The 18,758-nt window shown below is 57.8% G+C and carries 19 protein-coding genes; 14 read left to right on the top strand and 5 right to left on the bottom strand.

What is annotated here, in order from left to right; genetic code table 11:
* The first annotated feature begins 106 nt into the window (after window positions 1-106).
* Window positions 107-589 carry a phosphohistidine phosphatase SixA gene (gene sixA / locus FCN45_RS13465; protein ID WP_101763719.1) on the top strand — a complete coding sequence of 161 codons (483 nt, stop codon included), beginning with the start codon at window positions 107-109 and terminating at the stop codon, window positions 587-589.
* Window positions 590-642: 53 nt separating this feature from the next.
* Here sixA and smrB read toward each other — a convergent pair whose 3' ends face one another.
* A complete protein-coding gene (smrB, locus tag FCN45_RS13460) occupies window positions 643-1,191 on the bottom strand; it encodes an endonuclease SmrB (RefSeq protein WP_061717868.1) in 549 nt (182 codons plus the stop codon).
* Window positions 1,192-1,349: 158 nt separating this feature from the next.
* Between smrB and prmB the strand changes: the two genes are divergently transcribed.
* The 6 genes from prmB to FCN45_RS13430 all read left to right on the top strand — a co-directional run bounded on the left by prmB (window position 1,350) and on the right by FCN45_RS13430 (window position 5,978).
* On the top strand, window positions 1,350-2,282 hold the full coding sequence (gene prmB / locus FCN45_RS13455; protein ID WP_137386216.1) for a 50S ribosomal protein L3 N(5)-glutamine methyltransferase: 933 nt from the start codon (window positions 1,350-1,352) through the stop codon (window positions 2,280-2,282).
* 46 nt (window positions 2,283-2,328) lie between these two features.
* Window positions 2,329-3,414 carry a chorismate synthase gene (gene aroC, locus FCN45_RS13450; RefSeq protein WP_137386215.1) on the top strand — a complete coding sequence of 362 codons (1,086 nt, stop codon included), beginning with the start codon at window positions 2,329-2,331 and terminating at the stop codon, window positions 3,412-3,414.
* Between the two features lie 5 nt (window positions 3,415-3,419).
* Window positions 3,420-4,247 carry a penicillin-insensitive murein endopeptidase gene (gene mepA, locus FCN45_RS13445; RefSeq protein WP_370579096.1) on the top strand — a complete coding sequence of 276 codons (828 nt, stop codon included), beginning with the start codon at window positions 3,420-3,422 and terminating at the stop codon, window positions 4,245-4,247.
* 8 nt (window positions 4,248-4,255) lie between these two features.
* A complete protein-coding gene (locus FCN45_RS13440; protein WP_137386214.1) occupies window positions 4,256-5,053 on the top strand; it encodes a sulfite exporter TauE/SafE family protein in 798 nt (265 codons plus the stop codon).
* A gap of 67 nt (window positions 5,054-5,120) precedes the next feature.
* Window positions 5,121-5,666: an elongation factor P hydroxylase gene (locus tag FCN45_RS13435; protein WP_101763626.1), complete on the top strand. Its 546-nt coding sequence runs from the start codon at window positions 5,121-5,123 to the stop codon at window positions 5,664-5,666.
* A gap of 30 nt (window positions 5,667-5,696) precedes the next feature.
* A complete protein-coding gene (locus tag FCN45_RS13430) occupies window positions 5,697-5,978 on the top strand; it encodes a YfcL family protein (RefSeq protein ID WP_137386213.1) in 282 nt (93 codons plus the stop codon).
* 29 nt (window positions 5,979-6,007) lie between these two features.
* On the opposite strand, the gene mnmC is transcribed toward FCN45_RS13430, so the two are convergent.
* The gene (gene mnmC / locus FCN45_RS13425; RefSeq protein ID WP_137386212.1) at window positions 6,008-8,020 is read right to left on the bottom strand and encodes a bifunctional tRNA (5-methylaminomethyl-2-thiouridine)(34)-methyltransferase MnmD/FAD-dependent 5-carboxymethylaminomethyl-2-thiouridine(34) oxidoreductase MnmC; all 2,013 of its coding nucleotides are present in this window, start codon (window positions 8,018-8,020) and stop codon (window positions 6,008-6,010) included.
* A 153-nt stretch (window positions 8,021-8,173) separates the two neighbouring features.
* Between mnmC and fabB the strand changes: the two genes are divergently transcribed.
* Both fabB and FCN45_RS13415 read left to right on the top strand, forming a co-directional pair.
* Window positions 8,174-9,394 carry a beta-ketoacyl-ACP synthase I gene (gene fabB / locus FCN45_RS13420; protein WP_101763628.1) on the top strand — a complete coding sequence of 407 codons (1,221 nt, stop codon included), beginning with the start codon at window positions 8,174-8,176 and terminating at the stop codon, window positions 9,392-9,394.
* A 231-nt stretch (window positions 9,395-9,625) separates the two neighbouring features.
* Window positions 9,626-10,807 carry an MFS transporter gene (locus FCN45_RS13415; RefSeq protein WP_137386211.1) on the top strand — a complete coding sequence of 394 codons (1,182 nt, stop codon included), beginning with the start codon at window positions 9,626-9,628 and terminating at the stop codon, window positions 10,805-10,807.
* On the opposite strand, the gene FCN45_RS13410 is transcribed toward FCN45_RS13415, so the two are convergent.
* A complete protein-coding gene (locus FCN45_RS13410; protein ID WP_137386210.1) occupies window positions 10,770-12,206 on the bottom strand; it encodes a PLP-dependent aminotransferase family protein in 1,437 nt (478 codons plus the stop codon). The two genes, FCN45_RS13415 and FCN45_RS13410, sit on opposite strands and share 38 nt — an antisense overlap.
* An 86-nt stretch (window positions 12,207-12,292) precedes the next feature.
* On the opposite strand from FCN45_RS13410, the gene FCN45_RS13405 reads away from it, so the two are divergent.
* Window positions 12,293-12,736 (top strand): rhodanese-like domain-containing protein, encoded by a 444-nt coding sequence (locus FCN45_RS13405; RefSeq protein WP_137386209.1) that lies wholly within the window; start codon window positions 12,293-12,295, stop codon window positions 12,734-12,736.
* On the opposite strand, the gene flk is transcribed toward FCN45_RS13405, so the two are convergent.
* Window positions 12,733-13,764, bottom strand: coding sequence for a flagella biosynthesis regulator Flk (gene flk / locus FCN45_RS13400; RefSeq protein ID WP_101763630.1), 1,032 nt, complete (start codon window positions 13,762-13,764; stop codon window positions 12,733-12,735). The two genes, FCN45_RS13405 and flk, sit on opposite strands and share 4 nt — an antisense overlap.
* 112 nt (window positions 13,765-13,876) lie before the next feature.
* On the bottom strand, window positions 13,877-14,782 hold the full coding sequence (locus FCN45_RS13395; protein WP_137386208.1) for a DMT family transporter: 906 nt from the start codon (window positions 14,780-14,782) through the stop codon (window positions 13,877-13,879).
* 94 nt (window positions 14,783-14,876) lie between these two features.
* On the opposite strand from FCN45_RS13395, the gene FCN45_RS13390 reads away from it, so the two are divergent.
* The 4 genes from FCN45_RS13390 to truA all read left to right on the top strand — a co-directional run bounded on the left by FCN45_RS13390 (window position 14,877) and on the right by truA (window position 18,755).
* Window positions 14,877-15,656, top strand: a complete 780-nt coding sequence (locus FCN45_RS13390) for a helix-turn-helix domain-containing protein (protein WP_137386207.1) — start codon at window positions 14,877-14,879, stop codon at window positions 15,654-15,656.
* Window positions 15,657-15,712: 56 nt separating this feature from the next.
* Window positions 15,713-16,837 carry a 4-phosphoerythronate dehydrogenase PdxB gene (gene pdxB, locus FCN45_RS13385; RefSeq protein WP_137386206.1) on the top strand — a complete coding sequence of 375 codons (1,125 nt, stop codon included), beginning with the start codon at window positions 15,713-15,715 and terminating at the stop codon, window positions 16,835-16,837.
* Between the two features lie 101 nt (window positions 16,838-16,938).
* Window positions 16,939-17,949 (top strand): aspartate-semialdehyde dehydrogenase, encoded by a 1,011-nt coding sequence (locus tag FCN45_RS13380; RefSeq protein WP_137386205.1) that lies wholly within the window; start codon window positions 16,939-16,941, stop codon window positions 17,947-17,949.
* Entirely contained in the window at window positions 17,949-18,755 is an 807-nt protein-coding gene (gene truA, locus FCN45_RS13375; RefSeq protein ID WP_101763635.1) for a tRNA pseudouridine(38-40) synthase TruA, read from the top strand. Before FCN45_RS13380 ends, truA begins: the two co-directional genes overlap by 1 nt.
* The last annotated feature ends 3 nt before the right edge of the window (window positions 18,756-18,758 follow it).

Here is an 18,758-nt window from a genome sequence, read left to right as displayed (position 1 = left end):
GGTTGACTATACTGAAGCCATTGGGGTAAAACACACCGTTCATTCGCAGAATGAAGCGTCTGGTGCTGTGGTACCGGCCGATATCGACAAACAACAGCGGTGCTTTATGCAAGTTTTTATCATGCGTCATGGCGATGCAGCTCTGGAAGCAGCGAGTGATTCCGTTCGACCTCTCACACTCTGTGGCTGTGATGAATCGAGAGCGATGGCGAGCTGGCTCAACGGCAAAACGCCAGAAATCGATCGGGTATTAGTCAGTCCTTACCTGCGTGCCGAGCAAACGCTCGCCACGGTGCGCGAAACCCTGAAATTGCCAGAAGGGCAGGATGTTTTGCCGGAACTGACGCCGGGCGGCGATCCGGGCATGGTGGCCTGCTATCTGCAGGCGCTGGCACAAAAAGGGGTTAAATCGGCGCTGGTGATTTCGCATCTGCCGCTGGTGGGTTATCTGGTGTCTGAACTCTGCCCGCAGGAAGCGCCGCCGATGTTCGCGACCTCGGCAATAGCCTGTGTGAACTTTGATGCAGAGGCCTGCGAAGGCAAGCTGGAGTGGCAGGTCAGCCCGTCAAAATTGGCTAAAGCGATGTAATTCCGCTCTATGGGCCGCTTACAAATGCGGCCCTATCCTTTTTACCGTAGCCTTTACGGCAGTTCAGGCGGTTGCCACTCTTCCACCTCAATCAACACCAGCAGTGCGGCGTCGCCGCCGAACATTTTCGGTGCCTGATGAAATGCCATCACATGCGGATGTTGTGCCAGCCACAGCGGTGTTTGCTGCTTGAGGATGTGTTTGCCGTGCCCGGTCATCACGCTGGCGCAGAACAGATGCTCACGGCGACAGGCAGCGATCAGCGCGCCGAGCTCCTGCTTGGCCTGCATCTGCGTTAAGCCGTGCAGATCGAGAAAAATTTCCGGCGTGTAATCGCCACGACGCAATTTCTTCTGCTCGTAGTGGCTGACATCGGCGCGCACGTAGCGCACCGGACCTTCACTGGAAAGCAGCGGTTGAAACTCGTCAGAAAAGTAATGACTGTTATCGGCTTGTTCCGAAATCAAGCGTTTCAACGGCAGTTGGCGCGTTTTCACCACCGGTTTATGCACGATGGTGTCCTGTTTCAGCTTGCGCGTTCCGGTCATTAACTGGCGGAACATCTGCTGATCGTCCTGGCTTAGCGGCGTTTTTTTACTCATGGCTCTGTGCTGGGTCAGAAAAGGCTGATAAACATCAAGTCGCATACCTTAACCTTTAGCGTTAACAAATGTCAGCTTTTTCGCCTCGCTGCGCTGAATTCTGCCCGGCTTCGTGGCACACTATCGGCCGATTGATTTTATGGCCTGCGGAGGGCTACGTGGACAAGATATTCGTCGATGAGGCAGTGAATGAACTGCACACCATTCAGGACATGCTGCGCTGGGCTGTCAGCCGTTTTTCGGCGGCAGGCATTTGGTACGGCCACGGCACGGATAATCCCTGGGACGAAGCAGTCCAACTGGTTCTGCCAACGCTGTGGCTACCGCTGGATATTCCAGAAGATATGCGCAATGCGCGCCTGACTGCCAGCGAGCGTCATCGCATTGTTGAGCGCGTGATTCGCCGCGTCAACGAGCGCATTCCGGTGGCGTATCTCACCAACAAAGCCTGGTTCTGCGGCCACGAATTTTACGTTGATGAGCGCGTATTAGTGCCGCGTTCACCGATTGGTGAACTGATTGAGAACCGCTTTGCTGGTTTGATCAGCGATTCGCCTCATCACATTCTGGATATGTGTACCGGCAGCGGCTGCATCGCCATTGCCTGCGCTTACGCCTTCCCGGAAGCGGAAGTGGATGCAGTCGATATCTCCACCGATGCGCTGGCTGTCGCCGAGCAGAATATCGAAGAGCATGGCCTGCTGAACCACGTCACGCCAATCCGCGCCGATCTGTTCCGCAACTTGCCGCAGGTGAAATACGATCTGATCGTCACCAATCCACCGTATGTGGATGCCGAGGATATGGACGATCTGCCGAACGAATATCGCCACGAGCCGGAACTCGGTCTGGCTGCGGGCAGCGACGGCCTGAAACTGGTGCGTCGCATTCTGGCCTGTGCGCCGGATTACCTCACCGAACAAGGCGTGCTGATTTGCGAAGTGGGTAACAGCATGGTGCACATGATCGATCAGTATCCAGACGTGCCGTTTACCTGGCTGGAGTTTGATAACGGCGGTGACGGCGTGTTTATGCTGACGCGCGAGCAAATCGTGGCGGCACAGCATCACTTCTCATTTTACAAAGACTAAATAAGAGGGCGAGCGCTCGCCCGCAACATCGCAACAAGGAACCAGCATGGCCGGAAACAGCATCGGACAAGTTTTTCGCGTAACCACTTTTGGCGAGTCGCATGGTATTGCGCTGGGCTGCATCGTTGACGGTGTGCCACCCGGCATTCCGCTGACGGAAGCCGACATCCAGCACGATCTCGATCGTCGTCGTCCTGGCACTTCGCGCTATACCACGCAGCGCCGCGAGCCGGATCAGGTGAAAATTTTGTCTGGCGTGTTTGAGGGCGTGACGACGGGAACCTCAATCGGTTTGCTGATTGAGAACACCGACCAGCGTTCACAGGATTACGGCACCATCAAAGATCTGTTCCGTCCTGGCCATGCCGATTATACCTACGAGCAGAAATACGGCCTGCGCGACTATCGTGGCGGCGGCCGCTCTTCGGCGCGTGAAACCGCGATGCGCGTGGCGGCAGGGGCGATTGCCAAGAAGTATCTGCAGATGAAGCACGGCATCGTGGTGCGCGGCTATCTGGCGCAGATTGGCGATGTGGCCTGCGAGCTGAAAGACTGGAGCATCGTGGAAGAGAACCCGTTCTTCTGCCCGGATGCCTCCAAACTGGAAGCGCTGGATGAGCTGATGCGCGGCCTGAAAAAAGAGGGCGATTCCATCGGCGCCAAAGTTACCGTTCTGGCAGAGAACGTGCCGCCGGGCCTGGGCGAGCCGGTATTTGATCGTCTGGATGCGGATTTAGCGCATGCGCTGATGAGCATTAACGCGGTGAAAGGCGTGGAGATCGGCGACGGTTTCGCGGTGATCAACCAGCGCGGCAGTCAGCATCGCGATGAGATTCGTGCCAACGGTTTCCAGAGCAACCACGCCGGTGGCATTTTGGGCGGCATCAGCAGCGGCCAAACCATTAGCGCCAATCTGGCGATGAAACCGACCTCCAGCATCACCGTGCCGGGCAACACCATCACCCGCGAGGGTGAAGAAGTCGAGATGATCACCAAAGGTCGTCACGATCCCTGCGTCGGCATTCGCGCCGTGCCGATTGCCGAAGCGATGATGGCGATTGTGTTGATGGATCACCTGCTGCGCCAGCGTGCGCAAAACGGTGACATCAACAGCAGCGTTCCGCGCTGGTAAGCCCGATGATGCGCCGTCTGCTCATTATCTGTGCCGCGCTGCTATGCAGTGCGGCCGCCGTTGCCGCCACGCCGTGGCAGCAAATTCATCAGCCGATTGCCGGCAGCCCGCAGTCGATTGGCGGCTTCGCCAACGGCTGTATTGTGGGTGCGCAGCAGTTGCCGCTTAACTCACCCAATTATCAAGTGATGCGCCAGGATCAGCGCCGCTATTTCGGCCATCCCGATCTGATCGCCTTTATTCAGCGTCTCAGCACCCAGGTTCATCAGCTTCAGCTGGGACAAGTGCTGATTGGCGATATGGGCATGGCGGCGGGTGGACGTTTTAGCAGCGGCCACGCCAGCCATCAAACGGGTTTAGACGTCGATATCTGGCTGCAGCTGCCGAAAACCCGCTGGACGGCGCAGCAATTGCTCAAGCCGCAGCCGCTCGATCTGGTTTCTGCCGATGATAAACAGGTGATTGCGCGTCACTGGCAGCCGCAAATCGATAGCCTGATTAAACTGGCGGCGAAAGATGATGAAGTGACGCGTATCTTCGTCAATCCGGCAATCAAAAGGCAGCTTTGCGCCGATGCTGGCAGCGATCGCGCGTGGTTGAATAAAGTGCGTCCGTGGTTTGCTCATCGTGCGCACATGCACGTGCGTCTGCGTTGTCCGGCGGGGAGTCTTGAATGTGAAGACCAGGCTCCTCAACCGGCGGGCGATGGCTGTGGCGCTGAGCTGGACAGCTGGTTCCTGCCGAAAAAACCAGGCAGCACGCCGCCGGTGAAGAAAACGCCGCCGCCATTGCCGCCGTCTTGCCAGGCTTTACTTGATAAGCATCTTCTGTAGGTATTTCAATGGATTGGTTCGTTGTCAGCCCACTGATCATCTGTGTGCTGTTTTTTGTGGCAATGCTGGCGGCGTTTATCGACTCCATTGCCGGTGGCGGTGGTTTACTCACCGTGCCTTCCTTATTGGCTGCTGGGCTGTCGCCGGCACAGGCGTTAGCCACCAATAAGCTGCAATCGGTCGGCGGATCGTTCTCCGCCAGCCTCTATTTCATCCGACGTGGTGCGGTGAATCTGAGCGAGCAGTGGCTGAATATCGCCATGACCTTCCTCGGCGCGATTGCTGGCACCATTCTGATTCAGCACTTACAAGCGGATGTGCTGCGCCAAATCTTACCGCTGCTGCTGATCTGCATCGGTTTGTGGTTCCTGCTGATGCCGCGTTTGGGCGAAGCCGATCGCGAACGTCGTCTGCACGGTTTGCCCTATGCGCTGGTAGGCGGCGGCTGCGTCGGCTTTTACGACGGCTTCTTTGGTCCCGGCGCCGGCTCGTTCTATGCGCTGGCCTTTGTTACGCTGTGCGGCTTCAATCTGGCGAAAGCCACCGCCCACGCCAAAATCCTAAATTTCACCTCGAATTTTGGCAGTTTGCTGTTCTTTATGTTCGGCGGAAAAGTGGTGTGGGGCACGGGCGCGATTATGTTGCTCGGCGCCTTTATCGGTGCGCGCCTCGGCGCCAGGCTGGTATTGAGCCGTGGTCAGAAACTGATTCGCCCCATGGTAGTGATCGTTTCTGCGGTAATGAGCGCTAAATTGTTATGGGACAGTCACGGCGCAGAATTGATGGCCTGGCTGGCCACGCTGTAATCCAACACTCGTCAAGACCGGCTGCCAATGCGACAATGGCGCCGGTTTTTTTTTAAGATTAAAAATTATGAGTACAACACACCATTACGATCAGCTGATTACCATCTTTGATGGCTGTTTCGTTGACGATTTTCAGACCCGTCTAATTAAAGGCGACGACGAACCTATTTATCTTCCAGCGGATGAAACCTCACCGTGGAATCGCGTGGTGTTCGCGCATGGCTACTACGCCAGCGGACTGCATGAAATTTCCCACTGGTGCATTGCCGGTGAAGCGCGCCGCAAGCTGGTGGATTTTGGTTATTGGTATTGTCCGGACGGACGCGATGCGCAAACGCAGAGCCAGTTCGAATCGGTTGAGGTAAAACCGCAGGCGCTGGAGTGGTTATTCTGCGTGGCGGCGGGCTTTCCCTTCAACGTAAGTTGTGACAATCTCGAAGGCGATTGTGAGCCAGATCGCATAGCGTTTCAGCGCAAGGTGCATGCACAGGTGATGACGTATCTGCAGCAGGGCATTCCGGCACGACCAGCTCGCTTCATCGATGCACTGACGAATTATTACGGCACGCCGCCACTGACGGCGGCACAATTCCCCTGGCCGGAAGATCTGTAATCCGCGAAGGTTATAAGAAGAGAGGAAGAGATGATCGTAGAATTTGAAACCCGCATTCTGGCCCTGATTGATGACATGGTCGATCACGCCAGCGATGACGAGCTGTTTGCAGGCGGCTATCTGCGTGGTCATCTGACCCTGGCAGTGGCGGAGATTGAGCTGAGCGGTGAACACTCGCCGGAAGCGCTGCAAACTCACGTCACCAACAGCCTGCAAAAAGCCATTGCTGCTGGCGAACTGTCGCCACGCGATCAGGCGCTGGTCACCGGCATGTGGGACAATCTGTTCCTGCAGGCACGTCAAACCGCTTAACGTCTCGGGGCGATCGCTCGCCCCGCAGATTATCGACCCGCTTTTTTACCCTTCAGCAGTTTTCGCACCCAATAGCGATTCGGACTCATCGCCGCCAGCGTGGCTGCATCCAGTGGCTGCGGTTCGCCGCTCATCTGCGCCGCCAGCACTTCGGCTGCCAGCGGTGCGCTGCACAAACCACGCGAACCTAATGCGCCCAACACAAACAAACCGTTATGCACCGGCGCATCGGCTACGCTTGCACCGCGCGCACGCTGTTCTGGCAGATCGGCGTATTGCGTGAGTGTCGCTTCATAATCTGGCGCGCTGCCGCTCATCGGCAGATGATCGCGCGTGGCACAGCGCACGCCGTTGCGCGCCTGGTTATCGGACACATCAACCTGTTGCGGCCATTGGCTCTGCGGCAGACAGTTAATCAGCCGTTGGCGATTCTCCTGCTGATCGTCGGTGCGGAAATCTGTGGCGGTATCGCCGCGATGATAGCTGGCGCCGATGCAATGGGTGGCGAAGTTCGGGCTGACCGGCGTGAGATAGCCGTCGTAACACAGCACGGTGCGCAGCGCGCCCAACGACGGATTGGTTGGCGCGTGGCTCACTTGTCCCGCCACCGCGTACACCGGCAGCATGTTGCTTTGCTCAAGTTCCAGCAACGCGTGACCATTCGCCAGCACCACTTGGGAATGCTGCTCCGGCGGCTGCTCATCAAAGTGCAGCGTCCAGCGATCTTCATCGCGCGTTAATTGCGTGACGCGATGTAGCCAGTGCAGGCGTAATCCCCGCGATTGCGCGTACTCCAGCAGATTGCTGGTCAGCTGTGCAGGCGACAGCCAGCCGCCTTGGGGATAAAAAATCCCGCCGACATCAAGTTCAACGCCCGCCAGCTGTTGCGCTTCTTCTTTATTAACACCGTACGCGATGTCATGCGGCAGTACCATGTTGAGCATCTGCGCAATTTTCTCCGCGCTTTTATCATCCCAGCCCAGCTGCAACACGCCGCTCCAGTCATGCTCAAACTCCACTGGCAGCCGATCATACAGACGTCGGGCAAAACCAAAAGCGGCCGGGAAGAAGGTGGCCAGCGCGGGATCGTGCTGATTCAGCAGCGGATAGAGCGCGCCCTGACGATTGCCGGATGCGCCCAGCGCGGGCGCGTCATCGGCGCAGTAGAGCGTTACGCGCCAACCGCGTCGCAGCAGCGCCAGCGCCAATACTGCGCTGGCGACGCCGCCGCCAATCAGCGCTACTTTATTGCTGCCTGCCGGTGGGCGTGCATACCACGGCTGGCTGTGCGGCAATGCAGCGGCTTGCTCCAGCACGCCGACCAGCATTTCACGCTTGTGACCAAAGCCTTTGCGCTTCTGCATACTGAAACCGGCGTCCTGCAACCCGCGTCGCACAAACCCCGACGCGGTAAAAGTCGCCAGCGTGCCGCCCGGCCGGGCGAGGCGCGCCATCGCGGCGAACAGATCTGGCGTCCACATCTCTGGATTTTTTGCCGGCGCGAAGCCATCAAGGAACCACGCATCTACCTGACGATTGAGGCTGTCATCAAAGGTGTGAATTAGCGCGTTAATATCACCAAGCCAGAGGTCCAGCGTGACTTCGCCGCCGTTAAACAGCAGGCGCTGACAACCCGGCAACGCCTGCGGCCACTGCTGTTGCAGCTGTTCGGCCCACGGCTTTAGCTCCGGCCAATGGGCATGCGCAGCCACCAGATCGGCTTGCGTCAGCGGGAATTTCTCGCAGCTGATGAAGTGCAGACGCTGCAAAGTGGCGTTGGGTTGCTCATTGCGGAAGCGATCGAAGGCTTGCCACAGGGTGAGAAAGTTCAGACCAGTCCCAAAACCGCTCTCGGCGACAATAAATAAATCGCGTGAATGTTCAGCAAAACGGTGCGGAATATGGTTGCCATCGAGGAACACATAGCGCGTTTCCTCCAGTCCATTATCGTTGGAGAAATAGACATCGCCGAACGCTCGGGACACAGGTGTACCCTGTTCATTCCAGTTTATTTGGGCGTGTTCAACCGGGGTTAATTTCACGGGAAAGGCTCATATTTCAGGCAGTGGCGCGAGTTTAGCGATAGACGTCACATGACGCAAATTTACAAAGGGAAATGGCTGATCGGACTTGTTCGGCTTACAACTGTACGCTAGAGTGCACCACATCCAAATATGTGGAACGAGGATTATTGAATGAAACGTGCAGTGATTACTGGCCTGGGTATTGTTTCCAGCATTGGTAATAACCAGCAAGAAGTGCTGGCTTCTCTGCGTGAAGGCCGTTCCGGTATTACTTTCTCTGAAGAGATGAGAGATGCCGGTATGCGCAGCCACGTATGGGGCAACGTCAAACTGGATACCAACGGGCTCATCGATCGCAAAATCGTGCGTTTTATGAGTGATGCCTCTATTTATGCCTACCTTTCAATGGCCGAAGCGATCAAAGACTCTGGCCTGACTGACGAACAGTATCAGCAAAACCCACGTGTGGGTTTGATTGCCGGTTCTGGCGGCGGTTCTCCGCGTTATCAGGTATTTGGTGCTGACGCCATGCGTAGCCCACGCGGCCTGAAAGCGGTCGGTCCTTATGTGGTGACCAAGGCGATGGGTTCAGGCGTTTCTGCTTGCCTGGCAACCCCGTTCAAAATTCACGGCGTGAACTACTCCATCAGTTCAGCCTGTGCTACTTCTGCACACTGCATCGGTAACGCGGTTGAGCAGATTCAGCTGGGTAAACAGGACATTGTGTTTGCTGGCGGCGGTGAAGAGCTGAGCTGGGAAATGGCCTGTGAGTTCGATGCGATGGGCGCACTGTCGACCAAATACAACGAAACGCCAGAAAAAGCCTCACGTACTTACGATGCCAACCGTGACGGCTTCGTCATTGCCGGCGGCGGCGGTATGGTGGTGGTTGAAGAGCTGGAGCACGCTCTGGCACGTGGTGCACACATTTATGCTGAGATCGTGGGCTACGGCGCAACCTCAGATGGCGCAGACATGGTAGCTCCTTCAGGCGAAGGCGCGGTGCGCTGCATGAAGATGGCGATGCAAGGTCTGGATACCCCAATCGATTACCTCAATACCCACGGCACTTCTACGCCGGTTGGTGATGTGAAAGAGCTGGGTGCGATTCGCGAAGTGTTCGGCGATAACTGCCCATCACTGTCTGCTACCAAAGCCATGACCGGTCATTCACTGGGTGCGGCGGGCGTGCAGGAAGCGATCTACACTTTGCTGATGCTGGAGCACGGTTTCATCGCGCCAAGCATCAACGTGGAAGAGCTGGATGAAGCGGGCAAAGGTCTGAACATCGTGACCAAACCGACTGATAAAGCGCTGACCACCGTGATGTCGAACAGCTTTGGCTTCGGCGGGACTAACGCCACTCTGACCATGCGTAAGTATCATGCGTAAGTTGCCAGCATAATCCCGTAGGATCGCCATTCATGGAGACCTAATTATGCTAGCAATATCACAAGGGCCGGTTATCCGGCCCTTGTTGTTTTGACATTCCACCTTCAGCTTGCCTACACTCCCACTCCATCCGAAACAAAATTATCACTTTTAGCTTAGTGTGAACCAAATATCCCGTTTCTGTTTTGGCAGCAAGCGCGTGTCTGGTTATTACAAGGAGTTCGACCCACCATGACCACGACTGCTGACGCGCAAACGCAATCCGTTATGCCGCTGGCCTGCACCTCCTTTGCGGTATTCCTCACCTATCTGACCGCTGGCCTCGCGCTGCCGGTCATCCCGCTGTATGTCCATCATGAACTCGGCATGAGTAACCTGATGGTTGGCGTGGCGGTGGGAATACAGTTCTTCGCCACGCTGTTGACGCGTAGCTTTGCCGGGCGTCGAGCCGATCAACACGGTGCGAAACTCACCACTCAGCACGGCATGCTGGCCATCGCGCTGGTGGGCGTGGCGTATCTGGCGGCGGCGTTGTTACCGGTTTCTCCGTGGACGAAGTTTGGTTTGCTGGCGGTAGGGCGCTTGCTGTTAGGATTCGGCGAAAGCCTGCTGCTGACCGGCAATCTGACCTGGGGCATGGGATTGGTGGGCAGCAAACGTTCCGGATTAGTGATGTCGTGGAACGGCATGGCGATTTACGGATCGCTGGCGGCTGGCGCACCGCTCGGCTTGCTGATCAATCAGCACGGCGGCTTTGCTGCTCTCGGTGCGGTTGCGCTGCTGTTGCCGCTGCTGTCGCTGGCGATAAATGGCTGGATCCGCAGAGTGCCGGTGGTGGGCGGCGAGCGGCCATCGCTGCTTAGCGTAGTGAAAACCATCTTTCAGCCGGGGCTGGCGCTGGCGCTGCAGGGTACCGGTTTTGCGGTGATCGGCACCTTTACGTCACTCTATTTCGCTGCGGAAAACTGGGGCAATGCTGGTTTTGCATTGACCGCTTTCGGCTGTGCGTTTGTGCTGGTGCGCGTATTCTTCGGCGGCTTGCCGGATCGTCACGGCGGCGTAAAAGTGGCGATGGTCTCTTTGCTGGCGGAAACCGCCGGTCTGCTGCTGCTGGCGTTCGCCACTTCTGGCTGGATGGCGCTGATTGGCGCGGCTTTAACCGGCTGCGGCTGCTCGCTGATCTTCCCGGCGCTGGGCGTTGAAGTGATCAAGCGCGTATCGCCACAGATTCGCGGCACCGCGCTTGGCGGTTTCTCTGCATTTCAGGATATCGCGTACGGTGCCAGCGGCCCGTTGACCGGCTTACTGGCGACGGCGCTGGGTTACGGCTCGGTCTATGTCGCGGGAACCTGTTGTGCGGCGCTGGGCATTCTGGTTACCTGGAGGTTTGCGCGGGCTGCGACAACAGCGTAACCAGCTTATCGCAGGCGCTGACAATCTCCCCGGGTGTCAGCGCCGCAAAGCCCAGCAGCCAGCCCGCTCGCTGCACTTTACCGGCATAAAGCGGCGACAGGCGCGGCAACAACAATCCGATCTCTTCCGCCTGGGCTGTCAAGCGCGCTTCATCCCCTTGCAACAGCCGTACCGCCAACTGTAACCCGCCAGCCGCCGGCAGCGGCTCAAGCCAGGGTGTTAAGCGCGTTTCGATCTGCTGCAGCAAGCAGTCACGTCGGCTGCGATAGAGTTGGCGCATCAGGCGCAAATGGCTGGCGAAATGGCCTTGTTGCAGAAACTCTGCGCAAATCGCCTGCGGCAGCAACGCGCTGTGACCATCCATCACGCTGCGTGCGCGGCCCAATGGTTCCACAAGTTGTGGCGGCACCACCATCCACGCCAGCCGCAGCGACGGGAACAGCGTTTTGGAGAAAGTGCCGAGGCAAATCACCCGACCATCCGCGGCTAATCCTTGTAGCGCCGGAGCCGGGCGATCCTCGTAGTGAAATTCGCTGTCGTAATCGTCCTCAATCAGCCAGCTATCCTGCTGCCGCGCCCACGTCAGCCACTGCAAGCGCCGCGCCAGACTCATTGCTGTGCCGGTGGGATAGTGATGCGCCGGCGTCAGATAGACCAGTTTCGCGCTGCCGCTGAGCGGCACTGCACCTTCTGCATCCAGCGGCATGGCGCGACAGCGCGCACCGGCGGCAAGAAACGCGTTGCGCGCGCCGGGATAACCCGGCTCTTCAAGCCACACTTCGTCACCCGCATCAAGGAACATCAACGCCAGCAACTGCAGCGCCTGCTGTGAGCTGGTGAGGATCACCACTTGCTCCGCCGTGCAGTGCACGCCGCGTGACAGCGCCAGATAATCCGCCACCGCCTGCCGCAGTGATGGCAATCCAAGCGGATCGCCGTAACCCATCACTTTGCTGCCCAGCGAGCGCTGCACCTGATTGCTGATGCGACGCCACTGCGTATGTGGGAAGGCGCGTAAATCGGGTGAACCGGCGGCAAAGGCGTGTGGAAAGGGCGGATCCTGACAGCCGCCCGTTGCCAAAACCTGCAGGCCACGCTGAGAAAAGTGTGGTGAGCGTTCGGTGCCGGTTTTGCTGGTGGGCGAAGCCATGCGAATCGAAACAAACGTCCCGCGTCCGCCGTGACGCTGCAGATAACCTTCACTTTCAAGCTGCGCATACGCCGCCTCCACCGTAACGCGCGACAGCGATAGGTCGGTGGCTAACTGGCGGCTGGACGGCAGTTTCTGCTCATGCCGCAGATGCCCATTGGCGATGGCCTGGCGCAAAGTATTGCACAGTCGCTCACGTAAACCGCCCTGAGTTTGATGGCTAAACAGCGCGAGAAAAGATGTGGTCACGGTGGTCTTATCACTATGGTGGAAGTGGTATCAACAGGCAGACCACTTTGCCGTAAACTTAGGGGAAATCACAACAGGAGAATGCGATGTCAGCGGTCTTAAAAATTGCCCCAGTCAGCGCCAGCGAGAGCGTGGCGTATCTGCAACATAAACTGGCGTACTACACCGATGCGTGGGATTTAGCAGAGGATTTGGCGCAGGGCATCACGGCGATCGTGGTGATTGATGCGCGCTCTGATGAGGTTTATCAGGCTGGACACATTTGCGGTGCACTTTCGTTTCCGCATCGCACCGTGAATGCGGAATCTACGGCGCATCTCGATCGCAGCAAAGTTTACATCACCTATTGCGACGGCATCGGCTGTAACGGCTCAACCAAAGCCGCGCTCAAGCTGGCGTCGCTGGGTTTTCAGGTTAAAGAGTTAATTGGCGGGCTGGATTTCTGGAAACGCGATGGCCATCCGATGGCGTGGGGCGCGGCAGCGGGTGAGTGGCCAATCGCCACGCCCGCTGCCAACTGCGGCTGCTAGATAAACAGCCACAGCAGGAAGATAAACAGGAAGATGCCGACAATCAGCGTTAACGCCGGGCGCTGCGCCAGCGGCTGCGGCAGCATCTGGATAAACGGCGACCAGATGGGCTGCGGCCGAATTTCGCTATCGGCCAGCGGCTGTTCGTGCAGTTTCTCGGCGCGGCGGCTAAACAGCAGATTCAGCAGATCCTGCGTCTGCGCTGGCGTCAGCACGGTGGTCGGCAGCGCCTGGAAACGTTGCTGGCTGTAATCTTCCAGCAGTCGCTGCTCATCATGGGTTAACGGCTGGCGCAGTGAGGTTTCCAGCATCTGCAAGGTTGGCGCACTGTGCTGAGCCAGCGTCTGGCGCACCTGCAAATATTGCGTCAGCAGCGGGAAGTGGCGTGAGGGAATCGGATCGCCACTTTTCAGATTCACCAGCTTCAGCGTATCGGCCAGCAGTTTCACTGGCGATTCACCGGTTTTCGCCGCAAGGCGCGTCACCTGCTGATTCAGCGACTGCTGTTCTGCCGGCAACAAGCTGCGATCGGAGACGCGCGTTTGCTGCGGCTGTGGAATCGCCATCTGGCCGTTTTGCAGCATGGTAAGCACCTGACGCAGCTGATCCTGCGACAACGCGCTCAACACCGTTTGGTTAAACTGCTGACGAATAAAATCGCTCACCGCCTGGCGATTATTGCCCTGCGGCAATTTTTCCAGCAGCTGTTGCAGCAGCTGGCGCGTAGCAAGACTGTTTTGCACCTGGGTTAAGCGACCGTTAAGATGCTGCTCCGCCGCCGGGAAGTGGCGCGATTGCAGCTCCGCCTCACTCTTCACCCCGACTTCATGCCGCACGCCAGCCCAGAGTTCCGGCGCTTTCAGCGTACTCAAAGACATAATGCGAACAATCAGACGTTCCAGCGTGGTGCGCTGGGCTGGAGAAAGCGGCTGCTCACCGGCTGGACCGCCAGGACGCGTCGGGCCAGTGGCCTGAGATAAAGGGGAACGATCGCCCGCGGGCACACCGGGACCGCTGAGAGGTTGCATGGCGGAATCCTTGAAAACGGGTCAGATCCGGGTGCGCCGGAAAAAAGAGGCCACATCATAGCAAAAGCCCCCAGGAAATCCACGGGGGCTGCGGCCTTTCCGGATAATAAAATCAGGCGGCGGGATCGGGAAGGGTCGCGCTGCGCGGCTTACGCAGCGGGGTTTTCAGCCGTTGCGCCAGAATAACACCGACTAACGTCATGCCGCCGCCAATCCAGTGATAGCCATGCAGCTGCTCATGCAGGAACATCACGGCAATAATGGCCGTAAACGCCGGCACGAAGTTCATGAATATGCTGGTGGTGCTGGCGCCCAGACGCTGCACGCCAAGGATCCACAGGAACGGCGCGATGATCGACGCAAACAGCCCGGCATACAGCACCAGCGGCAGATTGTGCTCGTTGAGCGTGACATCCGGCGCGCGCAGGAAGCCGGGCAGCAACAGCAGCACGCCAAAGAAAATCTGCACATACAGGCTTTGCCAGGTCGGCAGCGGAATCGCCCAGCGCTTGGTCAGCACGCCGTACAAGGCGTACGAGGTCGATGCTGCCAGCATCATCAATTCGCCATTGCCGAGCCGTTGATTCAGCAGCTGCGCCGGATTGCCTTCGCTCACCAGCCATACCAAACCGGCGAACGACAGCACGCCGCCAATCAGAATGCCGCGTGTCGGCGCGAGGCGCAGCACAACCAGACTGAGCAGGATGGTCAGCAGCGGAATGGTCGCGCCGAGAATTCCCATCATCACCGCAGAAACGCTGTGCGCCGCGTAATAGGCGAGACTTTGATACAGCACCATGCCAAGCAGACCCAGGAACAGCAATCGCCAGCCGTTGGCTTTAATGGTGTGACGATGGCGCCACACGCCCGGCAGGCAAAACGGTGTTAGTACTACCAGCGCCAGCAGCCAGCGATAGAAGGAGATCGCCGCAGGATCGATACTTCCCGCCGAGAGTTTGCTGACGATAGTGTTGATCGACCAGATCAATACCGCGATCAGCGGAAACAGTAAATTCATGATACAGCTCCTCAGATAATCGCGAATAGTTTACGTTTGACCGGTTTAACGCAGATAGTTAAAATCTGACAATATTTGTTAGTGACCGGACAGAATGAATCTACAAGTCGAATACCAGCCGCCGATTGATGCGCCTTTGCTGCGCTTCTTCATGCGTTATGACGAGGTCAACGCCAAAACCGAATACCTTACCCATGCGCATGATTGGGGTCAGGTGATTTTCGTCACCAGCCACGTGCTGGAGGTGGAAGTGGAGGGCGAACGTCTGCTGACGCCCGCAGATATCCCGATTTGGATTCCGGCCGGGCATCGTCACAGCAGCTACAACCACAACGAGGCGCGTTTTCGCACCTTTAATCTTGCCGCCGATCTCTGCGCGGGCCTGCCGGATAAAGCCTGTTTATTGCATGTCGATGCCATTGGGCATGCCATCATGAATGATTTTGCCCGCCGTGAACTGGAGCAGCCGCAAACGCAAGCCGACTGGCGCATGTGTGAAGTGTTGATCGATCGCCTGCGTCTGGCACCGGTGCATAACAGCTTTTTGCCGATGTCGGATGACAAATTCCTCGCGCCGATTCTGCGCGCGCTTGAAGCGCATCCCGGCGATAACACCACGCTGGCACAATGGGCGAAGCGCGTGTTCACCACCGAGCGTACGCTAGCGCGACGCTGTCAGCAGCAGTTGAATATGTCATTCAGCGAATGGCGGCAGCGTTTACGCTTTCTGCGCGCCATCGCGCTGCTGGAGCAGGGCTGCAGCGTGCAGGGCATCGCTCACGAGCTGGGTTATAGCTCGGCGTCGGCGCTCATTGTGATGTTCCAGCAGCAGGCCGGTACCACGCCCGATCGCTATCGTAGCCGGTTAGGTTAATCCCCGGCTTTATGGCAAAATACGCGCCTAAAATTTTTGCAGACAGGACCGCCGCAGTGAAAATTCTCGTCGATGAAAATATGCCTTATGCCCGTGAACTCTTCAGCCGCACCGGCGATGTGCTCGCGGTGCCGGGACGTCCGTTGCCGGAAGCTGAGCTGCAGGACGCCAGCGGATTGATGGTGCGTTCCGTCACCAAAGTGAATGCGGCGCTGCTGGCCGGTACGCCGGTGAAGTTTGTCGGCACCGCGACCGCCGGCACCGATCATATTGATGAAGCATCACTGGCGGCGGCAGGCATCAGCTTCTCTGCGGCGCCTGGCTGTAATGCCATTGCGGTGGTGGAGTATGTGTTCTCCTCGCTGCTGCTGCTGGCGGAGCGCGATGGTTTTGCACTGCGCGATCGCACCGTGGGCATTGTTGGCGTGGGGAATGTTGGCGGCCGCCTGCAGAAGCGTCTGCAAGCCTGGGGCGTGAAAACGCTGCTGTGCGATCCACCGCGCGCCGATCGTGGCGATCAGGAAACCTTCCATTCGCTGGATGATCTGGTGGCGCAGGCCGACATCCTGACCTTCCACACGCCGCTGTTTAAAGATGGCCCGTATAAAAGCTGGCATTTGGCCGATGCGGCGCTGCTGATGGCGCTCAAACCCAACACTATTCTGATCAACGCCTGCCGCGGTGCGGTGGTAGATAACGCGGCGCTGCTGGCAGTGCTGAAGATGCGCCACGATCTTAGCGTGGTATTGGATGTGTGGGAGCCGGAGCCGGATCTGTCGCTCGATCTGCTGGATAAAGTGGATATCGCCACCGCCCATATCGCTGGCTACACGCTGGAAGGTAAAGCGCGCGGCACCACGCAAGTGTTTGAAGCCTGGTGCGACTTTATCGGCCAGCCGCAGCAGGTGGCGCTGGAAAGCCTGCTGCCGGCACCTGAATTCGGTTCTGTCACTTTACGCGGCAAGCTCGATCAGCCAACGCTAAAACGCTTAGTACATCTGGTGTATGATGTGCGCCGCGACGATGCGCCACTGCGTAGAGTGGCGGCAAAGCCAGGCGAGTTTGATCGCCTGCGCAAGCAATATCAAGAGCGTCGTGAGTGGTCATCGCTGCAGGTGCATTGCGATGATGCGGAGACGGCGGCGATGCTCAATCAGCTTGGCTTCCGCACCAGTTTGTAAAGAAATTTCAATCACCTGCACTATTGCGGGGGATAATTCCTAAATCTCGGGCGATGTTTTCATCGCCTTCTGTTTTTGTGTCAATCTCTGGAGTAACCAACATGTCTGACGGCTGGAATATCGCGCTTTTGGGCGCAACAGGCGCAGTAGGGAACGCTGTACTGGAATTGCTGGCTGAACGCCAGTTCCCGGTTGGTGAGTTGTATTTGCTGGCGAGTGAAAACGGTGCCGGTGAGAACAAACGTTTTGAGGGACGTACCGTGCTGGTGCAGGACGTGGCCGAATTTGACTGGACGCAAGTGCAGCTGGCGTTCTTCACTGCGGGTCGTGAAGCCTCGGCGCGCTATGCCGAAGAAGCCGCCAGCCAGGGTTGTCTGGTGATCGATAGCAGCGATCTGTTTGCGCTCGAACCGGATGTGCCGCTGGTGGTGCCGGATGTGAATCCACAGGTGCTGGCGGATTACCGCAATCGCAACATCATTACCGTTGCCGACAGCCTGGTAAGCCAGCTGCTGTGCTCAATCAAACCGCTGGTGGATCTGGCCGGTCTGAGCCGTTTGCAGGTTACCAACCTGATTGCGGCCTCCAGCCATGGTAAAGCGGCGGTTGATGGTTTGGCCGGTGAAAGTGCGCGTTTGCTGAACGGCGTGCCGGCGGAAACGCACTATTTTGGCCGCCAGCTGGCGTTCAACATTTTGCCGCTGCTGGCGGACAGCAATGGCAGCGTCGAGAGCGAACGTCGCGTGGTTGAGCAGGTACGTAAAGTGCTGCAGGACGAAGGTTTGCCGATCGCGGTAAGCAGCGTGCAGGCGCCGGTGTTCTACGGCAATGCGCAGATCGTACACGTGGAGAATCTGCGTCCGCTCTCTGCAGAAGAAGCGCGCGATGAACTGGGCCGCTCCGTTGATATCAACCTGAGTGAAGAGAGCGATTACCCCACGCAGGTGGGCGATGCGTCCGGCAGCGACGTGCTGAGCATTGGCTGCGTGCGCAATGATTACGGCATCCCAGAGCTGCTACAGTTCTGGTCTGTGGCAGACAACATCCGTTTCGGCGGTGCACTGATGGCGGTGAAAACCGCTGAGAAACTGGTGCAGGAGTATTTCTATTAATGTTGCCTGAAGGGAAAACGCTTAAGCTGGCGTTGGGTATTGAATACGATGGCAGCCGTTATTACGGCTGGCAGCGGCAAAATGAAGTGCGCAGCGTGCAGGAAAAGCTGGAAAAGGCGTTGTCGAAAGTGGCCGATCATCCGGTGGTGGTGTTCTGCGCGGGCCGTACCGATGCTGGTGTGCATGGCACCGGACAAGTGGTGCATTTCGAAACCACCTCACCGCGTGCTGACGCAGCCTGGACGTTGGGTGTGAATGCCAATCTGCCTGATGACATCGCGGTGCGCTGGGTGAAAGCGGTGCCGGACGAGTTTCATGCGCGTTTTAGCGCCACGGCACGCCGCTATCGCTACGTGATTTACAACCATCGGCTGCGTCCGGCGATTCTGGGCAATGGCATTACCCATTATTATCATCCGCTGGATGCAGAGAAGATGCAGCGCGCTGGTCAGGCGCTGATTGGCGAGAATGACTTCACTTCGTTCCGTGCGGTGCAGTGTCAGTCACGCACGCCGTGGCGCAACGTGATGCATCTCAACGTCACGCGTCATGGGCCGTATGTAGTGGTGGATATCAAAGCCAATGCATTTGTACATCACATGGTGCGTAATATTGTCGGCAGCCTGATGGAAATCGGCACCGGCAACCAGCCGGAAGAGTGGATGGCGACGCTGCTCGCGGCCAAAGATCGTAAGCTGGCGGCGGCGACCGCCAAAGCCGAGGGGCTTTATTTGGTAGCGGTGGATTATCCATCCCACTTTGCATTACCTCAGCCTGCGTTGGGACCGTTGTTCCTCGCGGATTAACCG

Origin of the sequence: Pantoea sp. SO10 (assembly GCF_005281435.1) — a bacterium.
Classification (GTDB): domain Bacteria; phylum Pseudomonadota; class Gammaproteobacteria; order Enterobacterales; family Enterobacteriaceae; genus Pantoea; species Pantoea leporis.
The sequence above is the reverse complement of the archived record's forward strand: the minus strand, read 5'-3'. Positions and strand labels throughout refer to the sequence as shown.